Annotated in this window: 15 protein-coding genes and 1 pseudogene; 2 read left to right on the forward strand and 14 right to left on the reverse strand. The window is 64.7% G+C overall.

Annotation, left to right across the window (positions count from 1 at the left end; genetic code table 11):
• From AOQ71_RS47615 to AOQ71_RS10810, 7 genes and pseudogenes are all read right to left on the reverse strand, one after another.
• A pseudogene (locus AOQ71_RS47615) lies at positions 1-106 on the reverse strand (RidA family protein); the annotation flags it as partial.
• Positions 107-196: 90 nt separating this feature from the next.
• Positions 197-412 (reverse strand): hypothetical protein, encoded by a 216-nt coding sequence (locus AOQ71_RS10785; RefSeq protein ID WP_057745682.1) that lies wholly within the window; start codon positions 410-412, stop codon positions 197-199.
• Between the two features lie 285 nt (positions 413-697).
• The gene (locus AOQ71_RS10790) at positions 698-1927 is read right to left on the reverse strand and encodes a CaiB/BaiF CoA transferase family protein (protein WP_057745916.1); all 1230 of its coding nucleotides are present in this window, start codon (positions 1925-1927) and stop codon (positions 698-700) included.
• A 182-nt stretch (positions 1928-2109) separates the two neighbouring features.
• Positions 2110-3315 (reverse strand): MFS transporter, encoded by a 1206-nt coding sequence (locus tag AOQ71_RS10795; protein ID WP_057745685.1) that lies wholly within the window; start codon positions 3313-3315, stop codon positions 2110-2112.
• Positions 3316-3450: 135 nt separating this feature from the next.
• Positions 3451-4278: a 3-oxoadipate:acetyl-CoA acetyltransferase gene (locus AOQ71_RS10800; protein WP_057745688.1), complete on the reverse strand. Its 828-nt coding sequence runs from the start codon at positions 4276-4278 to the stop codon at positions 3451-3453.
• Between the two features lie 112 nt (positions 4279-4390).
• Positions 4391-5779, reverse strand: a complete 1389-nt coding sequence (locus AOQ71_RS10805) for an MFS transporter (RefSeq protein ID WP_057745691.1) — start codon at positions 5777-5779, stop codon at positions 4391-4393.
• Positions 5780-6004: 225 nt separating this feature from the next.
• On the reverse strand, positions 6005-6733 hold the full coding sequence (locus AOQ71_RS10810; protein ID WP_057745694.1) for an NUDIX hydrolase: 729 nt from the start codon (positions 6731-6733) through the stop codon (positions 6005-6007).
• A gap of 101 nt (positions 6734-6834) precedes the next feature.
• Between AOQ71_RS10810 and AOQ71_RS10815 the strand changes: the two genes are divergently transcribed.
• The gene (locus tag AOQ71_RS10815) at positions 6835-7878 is read left to right on the forward strand and encodes an SPFH domain-containing protein (protein ID WP_057745697.1); all 1044 of its coding nucleotides are present in this window, start codon (positions 6835-6837) and stop codon (positions 7876-7878) included.
• A complete protein-coding gene (locus AOQ71_RS45005) occupies positions 7862-8797 on the forward strand; it encodes a diacylglycerol kinase catalytic domain-containing protein (RefSeq protein ID WP_057745700.1) in 936 nt (311 codons plus the stop codon). Before AOQ71_RS10815 ends, AOQ71_RS45005 begins: the two co-directional genes overlap by 17 nt.
• Positions 8798-8802: 5 nt before the next feature.
• Here AOQ71_RS45005 and AOQ71_RS10825 read toward each other — a convergent pair whose 3' ends face one another.
• The 7 genes from AOQ71_RS10825 to AOQ71_RS10855 form a co-directional block, all read right to left on the reverse strand.
• Positions 8803-9006 carry a hypothetical protein gene (locus AOQ71_RS10825; protein ID WP_057745703.1) on the reverse strand — a complete coding sequence of 68 codons (204 nt, stop codon included), beginning with the start codon at positions 9004-9006 and terminating at the stop codon, positions 8803-8805.
• Between the two features lie 29 nt (positions 9007-9035).
• On the reverse strand, positions 9036-10373 hold the full coding sequence (locus AOQ71_RS10830) for a PQQ-dependent sugar dehydrogenase (RefSeq protein ID WP_057745707.1): 1338 nt from the start codon (positions 10371-10373) through the stop codon (positions 9036-9038).
• Entirely contained in the window at positions 10370-10822 is a 453-nt protein-coding gene (locus tag AOQ71_RS10835; RefSeq protein ID WP_057745711.1) for a DUF2231 domain-containing protein, read from the reverse strand. Before AOQ71_RS10835 ends, AOQ71_RS10830 begins: the two co-directional genes overlap by 4 nt.
• 58 nt (positions 10823-10880) lie before the next feature.
• Complete coding sequence (gene fcl / locus AOQ71_RS10840) at positions 10881-11840, reverse strand: GDP-L-fucose synthase (protein ID WP_057745714.1); 960 nt, start codon at positions 11838-11840, stop codon at positions 10881-10883.
• Positions 11841-12002: 162 nt separating this feature from the next.
• A complete protein-coding gene (locus tag AOQ71_RS10845) occupies positions 12003-12950 on the reverse strand; it encodes an ABC transporter substrate-binding protein (protein ID WP_057745920.1) in 948 nt (315 codons plus the stop codon).
• 96 nt (positions 12951-13046) lie between these two features.
• Positions 13047-14087 carry an ABC transporter permease subunit gene (locus AOQ71_RS10850; RefSeq protein WP_057745717.1) on the reverse strand — a complete coding sequence of 347 codons (1041 nt, stop codon included), beginning with the start codon at positions 14085-14087 and terminating at the stop codon, positions 13047-13049.
• On the reverse strand, positions 14080-15603 hold the full coding sequence (locus AOQ71_RS10855; protein ID WP_057745720.1) for a sugar ABC transporter ATP-binding protein: 1524 nt from the start codon (positions 15601-15603) through the stop codon (positions 14080-14082). The genes AOQ71_RS10850 and AOQ71_RS10855 overlap by 8 nt, the downstream gene beginning before the upstream one ends.
• Positions 15604-15623 lie beyond the last annotated feature (20 nt).

Below are 15623 nucleotides of genomic sequence, written 5' to 3' on the forward strand. Positions count from 1 at the left end.
CGGCAACGAAGACCATGTTGCCGGCGCGCGTCACCGGCGAGGTCGGCGCCTTCACACGATCGAGAAAGGACGAGATCGGTTCGACGCGGAGCACTTCGCGTTTCATGGGCCACCTTCGGTTCAAGCGGGACTGCCTGCTGACTACATTATTCCGCAGCCAGCATGTTTCGCTTCTGATCGAAGTGTGGGTGCGGGGCTAGCCCCGCTGCGGCATCTCCTCAGCCTCTTCCTTGGCTAGCAGCAGCAGCATCTCGATGCCCATGTCGCCTTCCTGCGGCGAGCGGATGTACTTGATCTCTTCGGCGCTTTGCCGCAGTGCGGCAATGATCGCGACCGCCTGATTGGCAGTCGCTGCTTCGGTCGCCAGAATTGCCTTCTGGTCCTTCGCCTGGAACCCGATCGTGTAGGACATGCACGTGTCTCCCCGAACTCAGTAATGAGATCGAATCTGAGTCGGAGCCGAAACGAAAGCCTGTGCGCGTACGGACCGGGTTTATCTGGGGATTGCGCGCAAGCCTCAGATAAGGCCGCGCCATCGTCATGCTTTGGTCACCAGATGATGCGCAGGGCTAAAGCATGATCCGGAAAAGTGCGAAGCGGTTTTCCCTCGCGACGAACGAGGAACGCGTTTGCGCGGAGATCATGCTCAAACAATAACCTAAAGCGCGATGACGATTCATCATAGTCTCATCGCGCTTTAGATGATCCCCTGCTTCTTCAGCTCGTCGATCTTCCCGGCATCATAGCCGAGCTTGCCGCCGAGCACCTCCTTTGTGTGCTCGCCGAGCAGCGGCGGAGCGCGGTAGTCGGTGATCGGCGTGCCGGCGAAGGTCAGCGCATTGCGGATCAGCGACAGATCAGGCTGGAAGGGATGGTCCACCTTCACCCGCATGCCGCGCGACTGGACGTGCGGATCGGAAAACACCTGCTCGAAATCGTTGATCGGGCCTGACGGCACGCCGGCCTCCTCGAGCTTGTCCAGCCAATAGGCCACCGGCTTTTTCAGGAACAGGCCGGCGAAGATCGCCATGATCTCCTTGCCGTGCACGACGCGGTCGTTGTTCTTGACGAAGCGCGGATCGCTCGCGAGCTCGGGCTCGCCGAGAACGGCGCAGGTGCGCTGGAACTGGCCGTCATTGCCGACCACCACCATCAGCTCGCCGTCGGTGCAGCGGAATACGCCGGCCGGCATGCCGCCATTGCCCCAGGTGCCGCGGCGCGGCGGGATCTTGCCGTTGACGAGGTAGATCTGCAGCCAGTGGCTGAGCGAGGCGATCACGGTGTCGAACAGGCAGACGTCGAGATGCTGCCCGACGCCGCCATTGGCGTCGCGATGGTAGAGCGCCGAGAGAATCCCGATCGAGGCGTTCATGCCGGTCATGTAGTCGACGATGGAAGGACCGACCTTCATCGGGCCCTCGCCGGGCTCGCCGTCGATATGGCCGGTGACGCTCATCAAGCCGCCCATCGCCTGCAGAATGGCGTCGTAACCGGCACGCGGCGCGTAAGGGCCGGTCTGGCCAAAGCCGGTCACCGAGCAATAGATGATCCTGGGGTTGATCGCCTTGATCGTCTCGTAGTCGAGGCCGTAGCGCTTGAGATCGCCGACCTTGTAATTCTCCATGAAGACGTCGGCGTCCTTGGCGAGTTCGCGGATGATCGCCTGCCCCTCGGGCTTGGCGATGTTGACGGTGACCGACTTCTTGTTGCGGTTGGCGCAGAGATAGAACGAATTGTTGTTGTTGGCCTTGCCCTCGGGGTCGGCGAGGTAAGGCGGGCCAAAGGCGCGGGCGTCGTCGCCGGTGCCGGGCCGCTCGATCTTGATCACCTCGGCGCCCAGATCACCCAGCATCTGGGCCGACAAGGGGCCGGCGAGGACGCGCGTGAGATCAAGGATCTTGATGCCTGAGAGCGGCAAGGCCGACATGCGATTTCCTCCGGGGAACTGGATCTTGAAGCTGATCTTGGCGCAGCGGCGAGAGGCCGTGCCGCGCACCTGCGGATACACCATTTTGGTGCCCTGAGCACTGCACTGGCGGCATACGGCCATCCCCTGCCCGGCAGCGGACGCAGCCCCGCTGCGACGAATTCCGCGCTGCGAGTAACGCCTCAGGTCGCGGCCGCTGCGGCCAGCCGCGGCCGACGCCGTCCGAGCAGGATCAGGATCAGCACCGTCGCGCAGGAGATCACCAGCGTGAGGCCAAGCGCACCGCGGCTGCCGAACTGGGTGAGCAGGCCGGCAAGCAGCGGCGGCGAGATCGCCGAGGCCAGATTGAGCGGCAGTGCGATCATCGACATCGCCTTGGCGAACTCGGCCTGGTCGTAGAAGACCAGCGGGATCGTCGCCCGCGCCACCCCCATCGCGCCACTGCCGGCGCCATAGAGCAGGATGAAGGTTGCGACCGCCCAGGTCGCGCCCTCGCTCAGCATCAGCAGCACCATGGCGATGGGAAGCGCCGTACCGGCAACCAGCCCGGTGGTGATGCCGTCCCAGCGGCCGCCGCCGAGGAAGTCGAGGCCGCGGGCGCTGACCTGGATCACCCCCAGCATCGAGCCGAACGCAAGCGCCTGCGCGGGCGCGAGGCCCTCCGCTCGCAACAGCTCGATCAGGATGGCGCCGATGCCGAAATTGACGAAGGCGTTCATCGTGATCACGGAGGCAACGAGGCCGAAAGTGCTTCTTGGAATCGCAGGCGGCCGCACCGCCTTCACGGCCTCGGCATGTTCGTCGGTCACGATTTTGCGGCGCGGCGCGACGAACGCGTAGAGCGGGAGATTGATGCCGAGCAGCATGACTGCAAAGACCAGACAAGTGCCGCGCCAGCCGAACAGGTCGCTGAGGAAGGACGTCGTCGGCCAGAAGATGCTGCTGGACAGACCCGTCACCAGCATCAGCCCGCCGATGGCATTCTTGGCGCCCCGCCCTGCGACCTCGTTCAGCATGATGTAGGCGCCGGTCGACAAGGTGGCGCTGCCGCCCATGCCGAGAAAGATCCAGCCGGCAAAATACAGCATCGGCTCGCGCGCGAAAAACAGAACGACGTAGCCCGGCGCGGAGACGACGGTGCCCACCATCATCACCTTGCGCGCGCCGTGGCGCGCAAAGGCCTTGGCGAGCCACGGCGCGCACAGGCCCATGGTGACATAGAGCACCGAGCTGCCCGCGAACACCGCCGGCAAGCTCATGCCGAGATCGGCCGCGAGGTCGCGGCCGACCACGGCCGGAAGGCCGATGGTACCCCATGCAATGAGCTGGGTGATTGCAAGCACCAGCAGGACCCCGATGAGCCTGCTGTCAGATTTCAAGAACCGCATTCCAGTCGTCGCCTGCCCGGCAGGCGCCGATCACGCCTGTGAGCCCCTCTTACCGGGAGACTCAGCACACGGGAACGCCGGCCGCCGAATGGCAGAAGGCAGCCAGGAGCATGTCAGGTGCGCGACGGTCGTCCCCTACCGCACGATCCCGAGCAAGGATCGCGCCTCCGTTGCGGTTGCGGCTCGGCGGCCGTGGCGCGCCAAGGCCTCGCAGGCGATGCTCACGAGCTCCGCATTGCTGGCGGCGAGGCGCGTCTTGTCGACCCTGATATTGTCCTCGAGCCCGGTGCGAACCGCATCGGCGCCGCGCGCAAGGGCCCAGTCCATGACCTCGGCCTGATGGCGACCGATGCCGGCCGCGGTCCAGGTTGCCTTCGGGATCAGGCGACGCAGCTCGGCCAGCAGGATGTCGAGCACGTGCTCGTCGGCCGGCATCGCGTTCTTGACGCCCATGACGAATTGCACATGCGGACGCGCATCCATCAGCCCCGCCTCGATCAGGCGTCGTGCGCCGTGCAGATGCGACAGATCGAAGATCTCGATTTCAGGACGGACGCCATTTGCCTTCATGCCGGTGGCGAGAGTCTCGACCAGCGCGGCGCTGTTCTCATAGACGATGGTCGGAAAGTTCACCGACCCCGTCGACAGCGAGGCCATGTCCGGCTTCAGATAGAGCGATGACCCGCGTGCCGAGGGATCACGGCCACGCCCGCCGGTCGAGAACTGCACGATCATCCCGGGACAATGCTTGCGGATGCCTTCCTGCACCAGGGCGAAGCGCTCCGGGTCGGAAGACGGCGTCTCGTCGTCGTTGCGAACGTGAATATGGGCGAGCGTCGCGCCGGCCTCGAAGGACTGGTGGGTCGATTCGATCTGCTCGGCGGGCAGGATCGGCACCGCGGGATTGTCCTTCTTGCGCGGGACAGAGCCGGTAATGGCGACGGCAACAACAGCGGGATTCATCCTGCAACCTCATCATGAGCGCTCACGCGCATACCAAGTCGATCGATCGTCAGTCTATACCGTGAAGCTGCGCCGCTGCGAGCGTCATCGATCGCAGCGGCGCCTCGCTCGGTCAGGTCCGAGCGGCGGCAGCACCGCTCGCTGCCTCCGTCCGCTGCCGATCATAGTCGGCCCGCGCGATCGGAACGGCCGCGGGATTGCCGAGATCGTCGATCCGGACCCGGTAGGTTTCCCGGGCCGTGACGGCTGCAAGCGCCGCGATGACAGTGATGCCGAAGGCGATCGCTCCCACCGTCAAGGGAATGTTGGCGGAGCCGGGAGGCGCCACGGTCGCGAACAGGGCCGGAAGCAGCGCGGTGATGGTGGTGCCGATGTTCTGCGAGATCGCCATCGCCGACACGCGGGTGCGGGTCGGAAACAGCTCCGGATAGAAGCTCGGGAAGATCGCGTTGTAGCCCTGATAGACCACACCCCACATCAACAGCGACAGCACGATCGCAAGCGGCACGCTCTTGATGCTGATGGCATAGAGATAGCCGAAAGCGAGCAGGCCAGAGAGCAGCGCGCCTACGACGATGGGAGGCTTGCGGCCGACCTTGTCGGAGAGATTGCCGACGAAGGGAATGACGAAGACGGCCAGCATGTTTCCGAGGACGGGGATCCACAGATAGACGTCCTTGGCAAAACCGATGCCATAGGCCGGCTGCACCGCATAGGCCGCACCGAAGATGGTCGCGACCACAGGGATGACGTTCATCAGCGCCATGCAGATGACCCGGAGCATGTCGGGCCAGCTCAGCTTGATGGCCTGAACGATGGGCGAGCGCGGCGTTTCTCCCCGCTTGTCCTCACGGGTAAAGGCAGGGGTTTCGTCGACTTCGCGGCGGATGATGTAGCCTGCGACGATGACGAAGAAGCTGAGCAGGAACGGAATCCGCCAGCCCCAGCTGTTGAAGGCCTCGGTCGGCATATAGGCCGCCAGCGGCAGGAAGACGGCGGCTGCGAGAATCTGTCCGGCCTGCACGCCCTGAAGCGCAAAGCTCGCATAGAAGCCGCGACGGCCGAACGGCGCGTGCTCCAGGATCATCGAGCTGGCGCCGGAGATTTCGCCGGCAACGGCAAAGCCCTGGATCAGGCGCAGGACGACCAGCAGGATCGGCGCGAGGATGCCGACCTGATGATAGGTCGGCAGGAGGCCCACCGCCATGGTCGACAGACCCATCAGGAACATGCAGACGATCAGAACGGTCTTGCGGCCATGGGTGTCGCCCCAATGTCCGAGCACAAAGGCGCCGATCGGCCGGGCCACATAGCCGACGCCATAGGTCGCCAGCGATGCGACGATGGCGACGGTGGGATTTTCCGACGGGAAGAAGATTTGCGGGAAGATCAGCGACGCGGCGGTCGCGTAGATGAAGAAGTCATAATATTCGAGAGCCGACCCGATCCAGCCGCTTGCAGCGGCCTTCCTTGACTGGCTCACCTGATGGATTCCGGTCATCCTGGGAGTCCTCCAAACTGGTTTTTTTGACGTCCCTTGGCGGGCTTCTTGGAGAAATTGGGCAGCCCTCTCCGCGCGCTGTGCGGACTTTTCCGCCAGCGCTTGTCACTGCCGATACGTGCTTGAGTGACGTGATAATAGGCTGTCACCGCGCTAACACAATTACCCTGTTATGCGATAAACCTAACATGATGTTATGCCCGTCCGAAGCGGGCGGACGCTGCATCACTCCGGCGGATTGAAGGTCCGCACGAAATACACCGGCTTGCTGTTCTTCTTCAGGCGATAGAGCTGCGCCGGACGGTTCGGGCCGCGCCGCATCTTAGCCACCGGCTCGATCATGTCGGCCGACAGGATCCGGGTGCGGAAGGCGCTCTTCTCCAAGGGACGGTCAAGCACGATCTCGTAGACCCGCTGCAAGTCGGGCAGCGTGAATTCCGCGGGCATCAGGTAAGCGGGCAGCGAGGTGTATTCCACCTTGTTGCGCAGGCGCTGGATCGCGCTGGCCAGGATGTCGCTGTGATCGAAGGCAAGCTTCTCCTTGAGCCTGCCGCCTTGAATCGGAAACCAGCGCGCATCTGGCGTGAGCGCGCCCGCCTCTTCCGGAATCAGCGCGAAATAGGCGTGCGTTGCCGACCAGCCGCGCGGATCGCGCGAGGCGCTCCCCCAGCTTCCGAGCTGCTCCAGATAAGGAGCGGTGACGCCGGTCTTCTCCTTCAACTTGCGCGCTGCACAGGCCGCGAGATCGCGGTCCTTCACAACGTCGACGAAGCCGCCTGGGAGAGCCAGCGCCTGCGGAAAGGGCTCGTCCTCACCGGCCGGACGCCGTACCAGCAACACCTGGAGCTGGTCGCCGCGAATCGAGAAGATCACGACGTCGACCGTGGTCAGCGGCCGCGGGAAGTCCAGATCTCCTGATTTTTCAAAGCCTTCGGCCCGATCCTCGCCTGCCACCGGCAGCCTCCTTCGTTGGGCCTTGACAGTAACATAGTTAGTTGTACAGTCCAACTTACTTAGTTGCTCAGACCAACTTATAGCAGCCATTGGAGACGGCCATGTTCGGCATCAGGTTTATCAAGGCCCAGCCCACCACCTATCTGATGAAGTACCGCGCCGGCGCCGTTGTCGCCGAGGGCACCGGCCTCTCGGCGTTCTACTATGCGCCGGTGACTACGCTCGTCGCCGTGCCGGTCGGCAGCCGCGACGCCTCCTTCATCTTTCAGCAGATCGCGCGCGACTTTCAGACCCTGACCGTGCAGGGCCACGTCACCTATCGCGTCAGCGAGCCGAAGAAAGCGGCCTCGATGCTCAACTTCACCCTGAAGCCCGACGGCAAGACCTATGAGAGCGACGATCCCGAGAAGCTGCCGGAGCGCATTCTCGGCACGGTCGAGGTGCTGGCGCAGCAGGCGATCAAGGAGCTGACGCTGAAGGAGGCGCTGCAAGCCTCCGACCGCATCGCCGACATCATCGCCGGCGGCCTGCGCGGACGCGCCGACATCGAGGCGCTTGGCCTGGAAATCCTCGGTGTCTCGATCCGCGGCATCAAGCCGACGCCTGATACGGCCAAGGCGCTGGAGGCGCAGGCGCGCGAAGCGATTTTGAAGAACGCGGACGAGGCGATCTTCGCCCGGCGCAATTTCGCCGTCGAGCAGGAGCGCGCCATTCGCGAGAGCGAGCTCGACACCGAGATCGCGGTCGAGCAGAAGAAGCGCTCGATCCGCGAGACCCAGATGGATGCCGAGGCGAGCGTTGCCGCCAAGCGCAACGAGTTGCGCGAGGCCGGCATGGCCGCGGATATCGTGCTGGAGGGCAAGCGCAAGGATTTCGTCGGCCTCAATGCCGAAAACACCCGCACTCTGGCCGATGCCGAGGCCTATCGCGTCGGCGCGCTGATGAAGATCTTCGAGGGCGTCGACACCCGCGTGATCCAGGCGCTCGCCGCCGCCGGCATGCAGCCGGGTCAGCTGATCGCGCAGGCCTTTTCCGGCATCGCCGAGAAGGCCCAGAAGATCGGCCAGCTCAACGTCTCGCCCGACCTGCTCAGCCAGCTGATCGAGAAGCCGAAGCCGGAGGCCGCCAATGCCCGCCGCCAATGATCGCAAGATCGTGCTGGTGACGCGCAAGACCAGGCTGGAAGACCTGGTCGCGCGTTACCTGACGGCGGCGCAGGCACGCTTCTATGTCGAGCATCTCGGCGCCGATTTCTCCGATTATGAGAGGGAGCACGAGGTCTACCAGGCGCAGCGGCGCGCGACACTTCAGGTGCTCGAGCAATGGGGGCGCTATCAGGTGATCGAGCGCGCATACCTTCCGAACTTCATCTTCGCCCCTGACGACATCGTGGTCGCGCTCGGCCAGGATGGCGTCGTCGCCAATACGATGAAATATCTCGACGACCATCCGCTTGTTGGCCTCAACCCCGATCCGGCGCGCTACGACGGCATCCTGCTGCCCTTCGCGCCGCGCGACCTCGCAAAGCTGCTGCCTGATGTCGCCGCCGACAAGCGCGACAGCCAGGCCGTGACGATGGCGGAGGCCCGGCTCGGCGACGGCCAGGTGCTGCATGCGGTGAACGACCTTTTCATCGGCGCGCGGACGCATGTCTCCGCGATCTACGAGATCGCGGCCGGCGGGACGAGGGAGCGGCAATCCTCGAGCGGGCTGATCGTCTCGACCGGGCTCGGCTCGACCGCGTGGTTCAAGAGCATCGTCACCGGCTCACTGGCGATCGCCGGCAGCTTCGGTCAGCCGCCCTCGCTGACGGGCTATGAGGCCCTGCCCTGGGACGCCGCTGAGCTGCGCTTCGCCGTGCGCGAGCCGTTCCCGAGCCGGCACTCGCAGACCAATCTGGTCTGCGGCCGGCTCGCATCCGAAGAGCAATTGCGCATCCGCTCGCTGATGGCGGAGAACGGCGTGATCTTCAGCGACGGCGTCGAAGCCGACCGGCTCGATTTCAACGCGGGCGCCGAGGTCACGATCGGCATCGCCAAGCGGCGCGGACGCCTGATCGTGTGAGGCCGCTAGATTCCGAGCGCGTTCTCGCCCGGCTCGCGGCCCGGCACGCTGACATGGACTTCGTGGCCCTGGCGTAGCGCCAGGGACGCAGCGGCGACCGCCGACTCGAATGCGGCTTCCTTGGTGGCGTATCTGCTCTTGACGTCGCCGTCGTGCAGCACGCCCCATTCGTCCTGGACCGGTACGATCGCATATTGGGCAAGGCCCATCATCCCTCTCCTATCATTGCGCGGCTTGCCTATCGCTGCGTCACTTGCGGATGCGCCGCGGTCACCCGCCACACCGTATTGCCGCTGTCGTCGGCGACCAACAGTGCACCGGTCTTGTCCAGCGCGACGCCGACGGGACGGCCGCGCGCCTGGTTGTCGCTGGTGAGGAAGCCGGTGACGACGTCCTGCGCCGGCCCGCTCGGCTTGCCGTCCGTGAACGGCACATAGACGACCTTGTAGCCGTTAAGCACCTGCCGGTTCCAGCTGCCGTGCTCGCCGACGAAGGCGCCGCCGCGATATGCTTCCGGCAGGCTGTTGCCGGTGGAGAAGGCAAGCCCGAGCGGTGCGACATGCGAGCTCAGGGCGTAATCGGGCACGATCGCCTTTTCCACGAGATCCGGCCGCTGCGGCTTGACGCGGGGATCGACGTGCTGGCCGTAATAGCTGTAGGGCCAGCCATAGAAGGCGCCGTCCTTCACCGAGGTCATGTAGTCAGGCACGAGATCGGGCCCGAGCTCATCGCGCTCGTTCACCACGGTCCACAGCGCGCCGGTCTGCGGCTCGAAGCTGAGACCGTTGGGATTGCGCAGGCCACTGGCAAAGATCCGCCAGCGGCCGCTGGCGCGGTCGACCTCGAGAATGTCGGCGCGATTGTGCTCGGCCTCCATCCCGTTCTCGGTGATGTTGCTGTTGGAGCCGACGCCGACATAGAGCCTTGAGCCGTCAGGGCTTGCGACCAGGCTCTTGGTCCAATGATGGTCGATCGGGCCGCCCGGCAGCGGCGCCAGCACCGTGCCCGGCGCGGTGATCTTGGTGTCGCCTTCGGCGTAGGGATATTTCACGATCGCGTCGGTGTTGGCGACGTAGAGCTCGTTGCCGACCAGAGCGACGCCGAACGGCGAATTGAGATGGTCGAGGAAGACGCTCTGCGTATCCGGTACGCCGTCGCCATTGGTATCGCGCAGCAGCGTGATGCGGTTGCTGGGCCCGGTATCGCCGCCCGAAGTCGCCCAGGACTCGATGTAGCCCATCACGATCTCCTTCGGCCGCTTGATCGCGGCGGCCTTCGGCGCCTTGGATTCCACCACCAGCACGTCGCCATTGGGCAGCACGTAGATTGAGCGCGGGTGCTGCAGGCCGGTCGCCACCGCCTTGACCTGCAAGCCCTGCGCAACATCAGGCGTCTCGTCCTTCTTCCAGCCGATGATGCGGGCGATGTGCATCGGCGGCAGCAGATATTGCTGGATGTCGGGCAGCACAGGATTGGCGCCGATCTGCGCCTTGGGATCGCCGCTGCCGTCATTGCAGCCGGCGAGAAGAGCCAGAAGCGAAGCGCATAGCAGCGCGCGCGTTTGCAAGGACATCATCGCGCAACTCCGACACCGTGGCGATACACCATGGCCCAGCCGAGCCAGCCGGTAACAGGCAGGATCAGCACGGTGAGCACCGAAAGCACCAGCCCCCATGGCCATACCGAGGTCCAGGCATCACGCGTGTGTATCAGCGCATTGATGATCGCGAGGATCAGAACCACGGCGTTGCCGATCAGATGCGGCCAGGCCGGCGTCTGCGCCCGCACCAGGCGGTTGCCGAGGAAATCGGTCAGGCCGGCGATCGCAGCCAGCACACCAAAGACGACGCCGACGAGCAGAAGCCAGGCGGAGAAATCCGCCCACATGATCTCGGCGGAGACGAGATAGACGATGTCGGTCAGCAACGCGCCGATGAAGCACGCGATCGGGATCGGCACCAGCATCGGATGAATGGGATGACCCGCGATTTGCGCAGTGGAGCGCACGGGCACGATATCTTGCACGGTAGGTCTCGCATGTCGCCCTGCCCCTGCGCCCAACTCGTGCTTGCTACGATGGTTCCTATGCCTGCGTCGGAACCAGCAGGGTCGCCCGATACGCCTCGTAGGCGCGCTCCAAGCCCTCGCGAAGCGAGGTCGTCGCGCGCCAGCCGAGCTTGTCGAGCCTGCTGACGTCGAGCAGCTTGCGCGGCGTGCCGTCGGGCCGCGACGTATCGTAGGAAATCTCGCCGCGATAGCCGACGATCTCCGCGACCACGCGCGCAAACTCGGCGATGGCGATATCCTCACCGGTGCCGATGTTGATGAGGTCGCTGCCCGAATAGGTCTTCATCAGATGCACGCAGGCATCCGCCATGTCGTCGACATAGAGGAACTCGCGCCGCGGCGTCCCCGTGCCCCAGACGACGACGCTCCTGGCGCCCGACTCTTTCGCCTCATGGAAGCGGCGGATCAGCGCCGCGACGACGTGGCTCAATTCAGGATGATAATTGTCGCCGGGACCGTAGAGGTTGGTCGGCATCACGCTGATGAAGTCGCTGCCATATTGGCTGCGATAGGCTTCCGCCATCTTGATGCCGGCGATCTTGGCGATGGCATAGGGCTCGTTGGTCGGCTCCAGCGGACCGGTGAGCACGGCATCCTCGCGCAGCGGCTGGGCTGCCAGTTTTGGATAGATGCAGGACGAGCCCAGGAACATCAACTTCTCCGCGCCATTCGCATGCGCGGCCTGGATCACGTTCGCGGCGATCGCGATGTTGTCGTAGATGAACTCGGCGCGCAGCGTGTTGTTGGCGACGATGCCGCCAACCTTGGCCGCGGCGAGGAAGACGACCTGCGGCCGCACGCGCGCGAACCAGTCGAACACTTGGGCCTGGTTGCAGAGATCGACCTCGCGCCGGTCAACGGTCACGAGCTTGACGTCCTCTCGCGCCAGCCGGCGCAGCAGCGCGCTACCGACCATGCCGCGATGGCCGGCGACGTAGACGCTCTTGCCCTTCAGCTCAAACGGTACGCTTGCCATTCGCGATGTCCCAATGCCCGATCGGCTTGCTTCCAGCTCCCGCCGAAAACCTGTCCTTCTTTGACATATCAGTCGCTGAGGTCAACCTCACAGGCGCGCCCCGGGCCGGTTTCCCGGGGCGTCCTGCTCGAATTGCCAATGGCAACAATAATTGGCGGGACGTTACTGCGAACGGTCCGAGGTCCAGCCCTTGTATTCCGAGATATTGTCGCGGGTCACGAGCTTCGAGGGCAGCAGCTCGACGGTCGAGGCCGGCTTCTGCCCATTGAGGATGCCGACGCCGACCTGCACCGCGCGCCGCGCCATGAAGAACGGGTCCTGCGAGGCGGACGCCTGGATCTGCGGCGAGCCGGGATCCTTCAGCGAAGCCTCGATGTCGGGCGCGCCGTCGACCGCGGTGATGATGATGCCGCTGCGGTTTTGCTGCTTGGCCGCGAGATCGGTGCCGATCGCCTGGGGGTCGTTGATGGCGAAGATGGCGTCGATCTTGGGGAAGCGGGTCAGATAGCCTTGCGCAACGGTGAGGCCACCTTCGCGCGAGCCCTTGCCGTCCTGGTCGCTGGACAGCACCTTGATGCCGGGATTCTTGCCGAAGACGTTCTTGCAGCCGGTGACGCGGTCAATCACCGCGGAGACCTGCGGTCCGTTCTCGATGATGACGTCGCCCTTGCCGCCCAGCTTGTCGACAATGTACTGGCACGCGATCTCGCCGGCCTGGACGTTGTTGGTCGTCACGGTGGCATCGGCGCCTTCGGCCGCGGTGTCGACCGCGACCACGACGATGCCCGCCGCCTGCGCCTTCTTGATCGCCGGGCCGATCGCCTTGGGATCGCCGGGGTTGAGCAGGATCAGGTCGACGCCGGCGGCGATGAAATTGTCGATCTGGGTGACCTGCTTGCCGAGATCATATTCGAAGCCGACGGTGGTGATCTTCACATTGGGATTGGTCTTCTTGGCCTCGAACTCGGCGCCCTTTGACAGCGCGACGAAGAACGGGTTGCCCATCGAGCCCAGCGAGACGCCGATCGATTTGAGCTCCTTGGCCGAGGCCGGTGCGGTGGTCAGGGCAAGCGCCATCGCGGCGCCGGCGAGCATGGTCATCTTCAACATTGTCTTCCTCCCCTGGTCTGTCTTCATCCCCGGGCGCGGCAGACCAGTTGCCGCAACCGAATTTCACACCATGCGCTCAGATGCGCGTAAAACCGTTCAAGTCCTGGCGGAGCCTTGCAGCCGGTAGCGATCCAGCGCCGCGGCGCCGATGATCACCAGGCCCTTGATCACATATTGCCAGATGTCGGAGACGCCGACGAGGATCAGGCCGTTCGAGAGCACCGCGATGATCAGTGCGCCGACCAGCGTCCCCCAGATCGAGCCGATGCCGCCGACGAAAGACGTGCCGCCGAGGATGACCGCGGTGATGGCATCGAGCTCGTAGCTTTGTCCGAGCTGCAGGCCGTTGGCGGCATAGAGCCGCGCCGCCTGCATGGCGCCGCCAAGGCCTGCGAAAAGCCCGGATACGCCATAGACGAAGATCAGCACGGCCCAGACCTTGATGCCGGCAAGCCGCGCGGCGCTCTCATTGCCGCCGACCGCATAGATGTGCACGCCCAGCACGGTCCGGCGCAGCACCACCCACGACACGAGAATGACGAGCAGCGCAATGACCGACAGCCAGGGAATCGACGCGACGCCCGGAATCAGCGTCAGCGAGCCGTTGCCGATGAAGGCATAGGGAATCGACGGATTGAACACCGTGGTGTCGGCGCCGAGCAGACGCGCCAGTCCGCGCACGGCGGTGAGCGAGCCCAGCGTGACGATGAAGGGCGGCAGGCGCAACAGCGCGATCAGCGCGCCATTGATGATGCCGAAGCCAAGGCCGGTGAGCACAGCGACCGGCAGCCAAAGCGCCCCCATCTCGGGCAGTTTGGAGACTGTCAGGCCCGCCATCGCCGAGGCCGCCAGGATCGAGCCGACCGAGAGATCGATGCCGCCGGTGAGGATGACGAAGGTCATGCCCGCGGCGAGCACGGTGTTGACGGCAGCCTGCTGCAGCACGATCCCGAGATTCTGTCCGGTGAAGAAGCGGCCATCCGACAGATAGTGGAAACCGATGCACAGCAGTAGCAGCACCGGCAGCATGCCCGCGGCGCGGATCAGGAGCCTGATGCGCTGGCGCTTCGTCGCCTCGGCAGCGGCGGTGCCGTTTACGGTCGCGGCCTTCGCCTGCGTCGATCCATTGTCAGGCATCGAGATGCTCCGTCCCCGTGGCGAGGGCCATGATGTCTTCCTGCGTTAAAGGCGCCGTCTCGGTTCGCCTGACCTCGCCTGCGATATGCCCCGACCGCATCACCAGGACACGGTCACAGATACCGATGATTTCTGGCAGATCGGACGAAATGACGAGGATGGCGGTGCCGGCCTTGGCGAGATTGTCGATGATGGTATAGATCTCCGACTTGGCGCCGACGTCAACGCCGCGCGTCGGCTCGTCGAGGATCAGCACCTTCGGCGCAATGGCGAGCAGCCGCGATAACAACACCTTTTGCTGATTGCCGCCGGACAGGCCTCCTGCGGGCACGCCAGGATTGGCGGCGCGGATACTGAGTCCAGCAAACGCCCTGTCGGCGCGCTCGCGTGCCCTGTCGCGGTCCAGGAACCAGCCGAGCTTGGCGTCGCGTCCGATCACGGCGAGATTGATGTTGTCCAGGCACGACATGTCGAGGAACAGGCCGAGCGCCTTCCGGTCTTCGGTCAGATAGGCGATGCCGGCCTCGAGCGCCTCGCCGGGCGTGCGGATGTCGATCGGCTGGCCTTCGAGTTCGAGACGACCCGAAATCCTCGGTGCGGCACCAACGATCAGATGCGCAAGCTCGGTGCGGCCGGCGCCGATCAGTCCGGCAAGCCCGACCACCTCGCCGGCATGGACGGTGAGCGAGCAGCCCTTGACGCGCTGCCCATCCGCCATGTCGGTCGCCGTCAGCACGGGATGCCCCTTCCCGGCCTCGGGATCATGATCCTTCTTGTAGAAGGAGGAGACGTCGCGCCCGACCATCATGCGGACGATGGCATCGGCGCGGATATCCTGCTTGCCGAGCGAACCGACCAGCCGGCCGTCGCGCAGCACGGTGACGCGGTCACCGAGCGCATAGACCTCGTCCATGCGGTGCGAGATATAGATGATGGCAAGCCCTTCGGCGCGAAGTTGCCGGATCAGCGCAAACAGCCGCTCGCTCTCGCCGGCGGACAGCGCCGTGGTCGGCTCGTCCATGATCAGGATTTTCGAGCGCGCGTGCAGCGCACGCGCGATCTCGACGAGCTGGCGCTGCCCCATGGAGAGATGCGCCACCAAGGTCGACGGTGTGAAATCCGCGCCCAGCCGCTCCAGGATCGGGCCAACACCTTCGCGCATGGCACCGCGCGCCAGCAGACCTGAACGCGACATCTCGCGGCCGAGATAAATATTCTCCGCAACGCTCAGATTGGGGGCCAGAGACAGTTCCTGATAGATGATCGAGATACCCGCGGCGCGACCGCCGAGCGGGCCGTGGATATGCACCGGCTTGCCTTCGATGCGGATCTCGCCGCCAGGATCGGGCCGGTAGGCCCCCGACAGGATTTTCATCAGGGTCGATTTGCCGGCGCCATTCTCGCCCATCAAGGCATGGACCTCGCCGGCATAGACCGTCAGGTCAACCGCACGCAGCGCCTTGATGCCGAAAAAGGATTTTGACACTCCTCGCATCTCGAGGATCGGCTCGTTCATCGTGCCTCCCGGCGCACAAT

Source organism: Bradyrhizobium manausense (assembly GCF_001440035.1).
Taxonomy (GTDB): domain Bacteria; phylum Pseudomonadota; class Alphaproteobacteria; order Rhizobiales; family Xanthobacteraceae; genus Bradyrhizobium; species Bradyrhizobium manausense.

Coding starts and splice junctions, on each gene's coding strand:
- AOQ71_RS10805 (WP_057745691.1), bottom strand. CDS start 5,779: ATGACCGGAATCCATCAGGTGAGCCAGTCAAGGAAGGCCGCTGCAAGC.
- AOQ71_RS45005 (WP_057745700.1), top strand. CDS start 7,862: ATGCCCGCCGCCAATGATCGCAAGATCGTGCTGGTGACGCGCAAGACC.
- AOQ71_RS10855 (WP_057745720.1), bottom strand. CDS start 15,603: ATGAACGAGCCGATCCTCGAGATGCGAGGAGTGTCAAAATCCTTTTTC.
- AOQ71_RS10790 (WP_057745916.1), bottom strand. CDS start 1,927: ATGTCGGCCTTGCCGCTCTCAGGCATCAAGATCCTTGATCTCACGCGC.
- AOQ71_RS10800 (WP_057745688.1), bottom strand. CDS start 4,278: ATGAATCCCGCTGTTGTTGCCGTCGCCATTACCGGCTCTGTCCCGCGC.
- AOQ71_RS10785 (WP_057745682.1), bottom strand. CDS start 412: ATGTCCTACACGATCGGGTTCCAGGCGAAGGACCAGAAGGCAATTCTG.
- AOQ71_RS10845 (WP_057745920.1), bottom strand. CDS start 12,950: ATGTTGAAGATGACCATGCTCGCCGGCGCCGCGATGGCGCTTGCCCTG.
- AOQ71_RS10815 (WP_057745697.1), top strand. CDS start 6,835: ATGTTCGGCATCAGGTTTATCAAGGCCCAGCCCACCACCTATCTGATG.
- fcl (WP_057745714.1), bottom strand. CDS start 11,840: ATGGCAAGCGTACCGTTTGAGCTGAAGGGCAAGAGCGTCTACGTCGCC.
- AOQ71_RS10830 (WP_057745707.1), bottom strand. CDS start 10,373: ATGATGTCCTTGCAAACGCGCGCGCTGCTATGCGCTTCGCTTCTGGCT.
- AOQ71_RS10850 (WP_057745717.1), bottom strand. CDS start 14,087: ATGCCTGACAATGGATCGACGCAGGCGAAGGCCGCGACCGTAAACGGC.
- AOQ71_RS10825 (WP_057745703.1), bottom strand. CDS start 9,006: ATGGGCCTTGCCCAATATGCGATCGTACCGGTCCAGGACGAATGGGGC.
- AOQ71_RS10795 (WP_057745685.1), bottom strand. CDS start 3,315: ATGCGGTTCTTGAAATCTGACAGCAGGCTCATCGGGGTCCTGCTGGTG.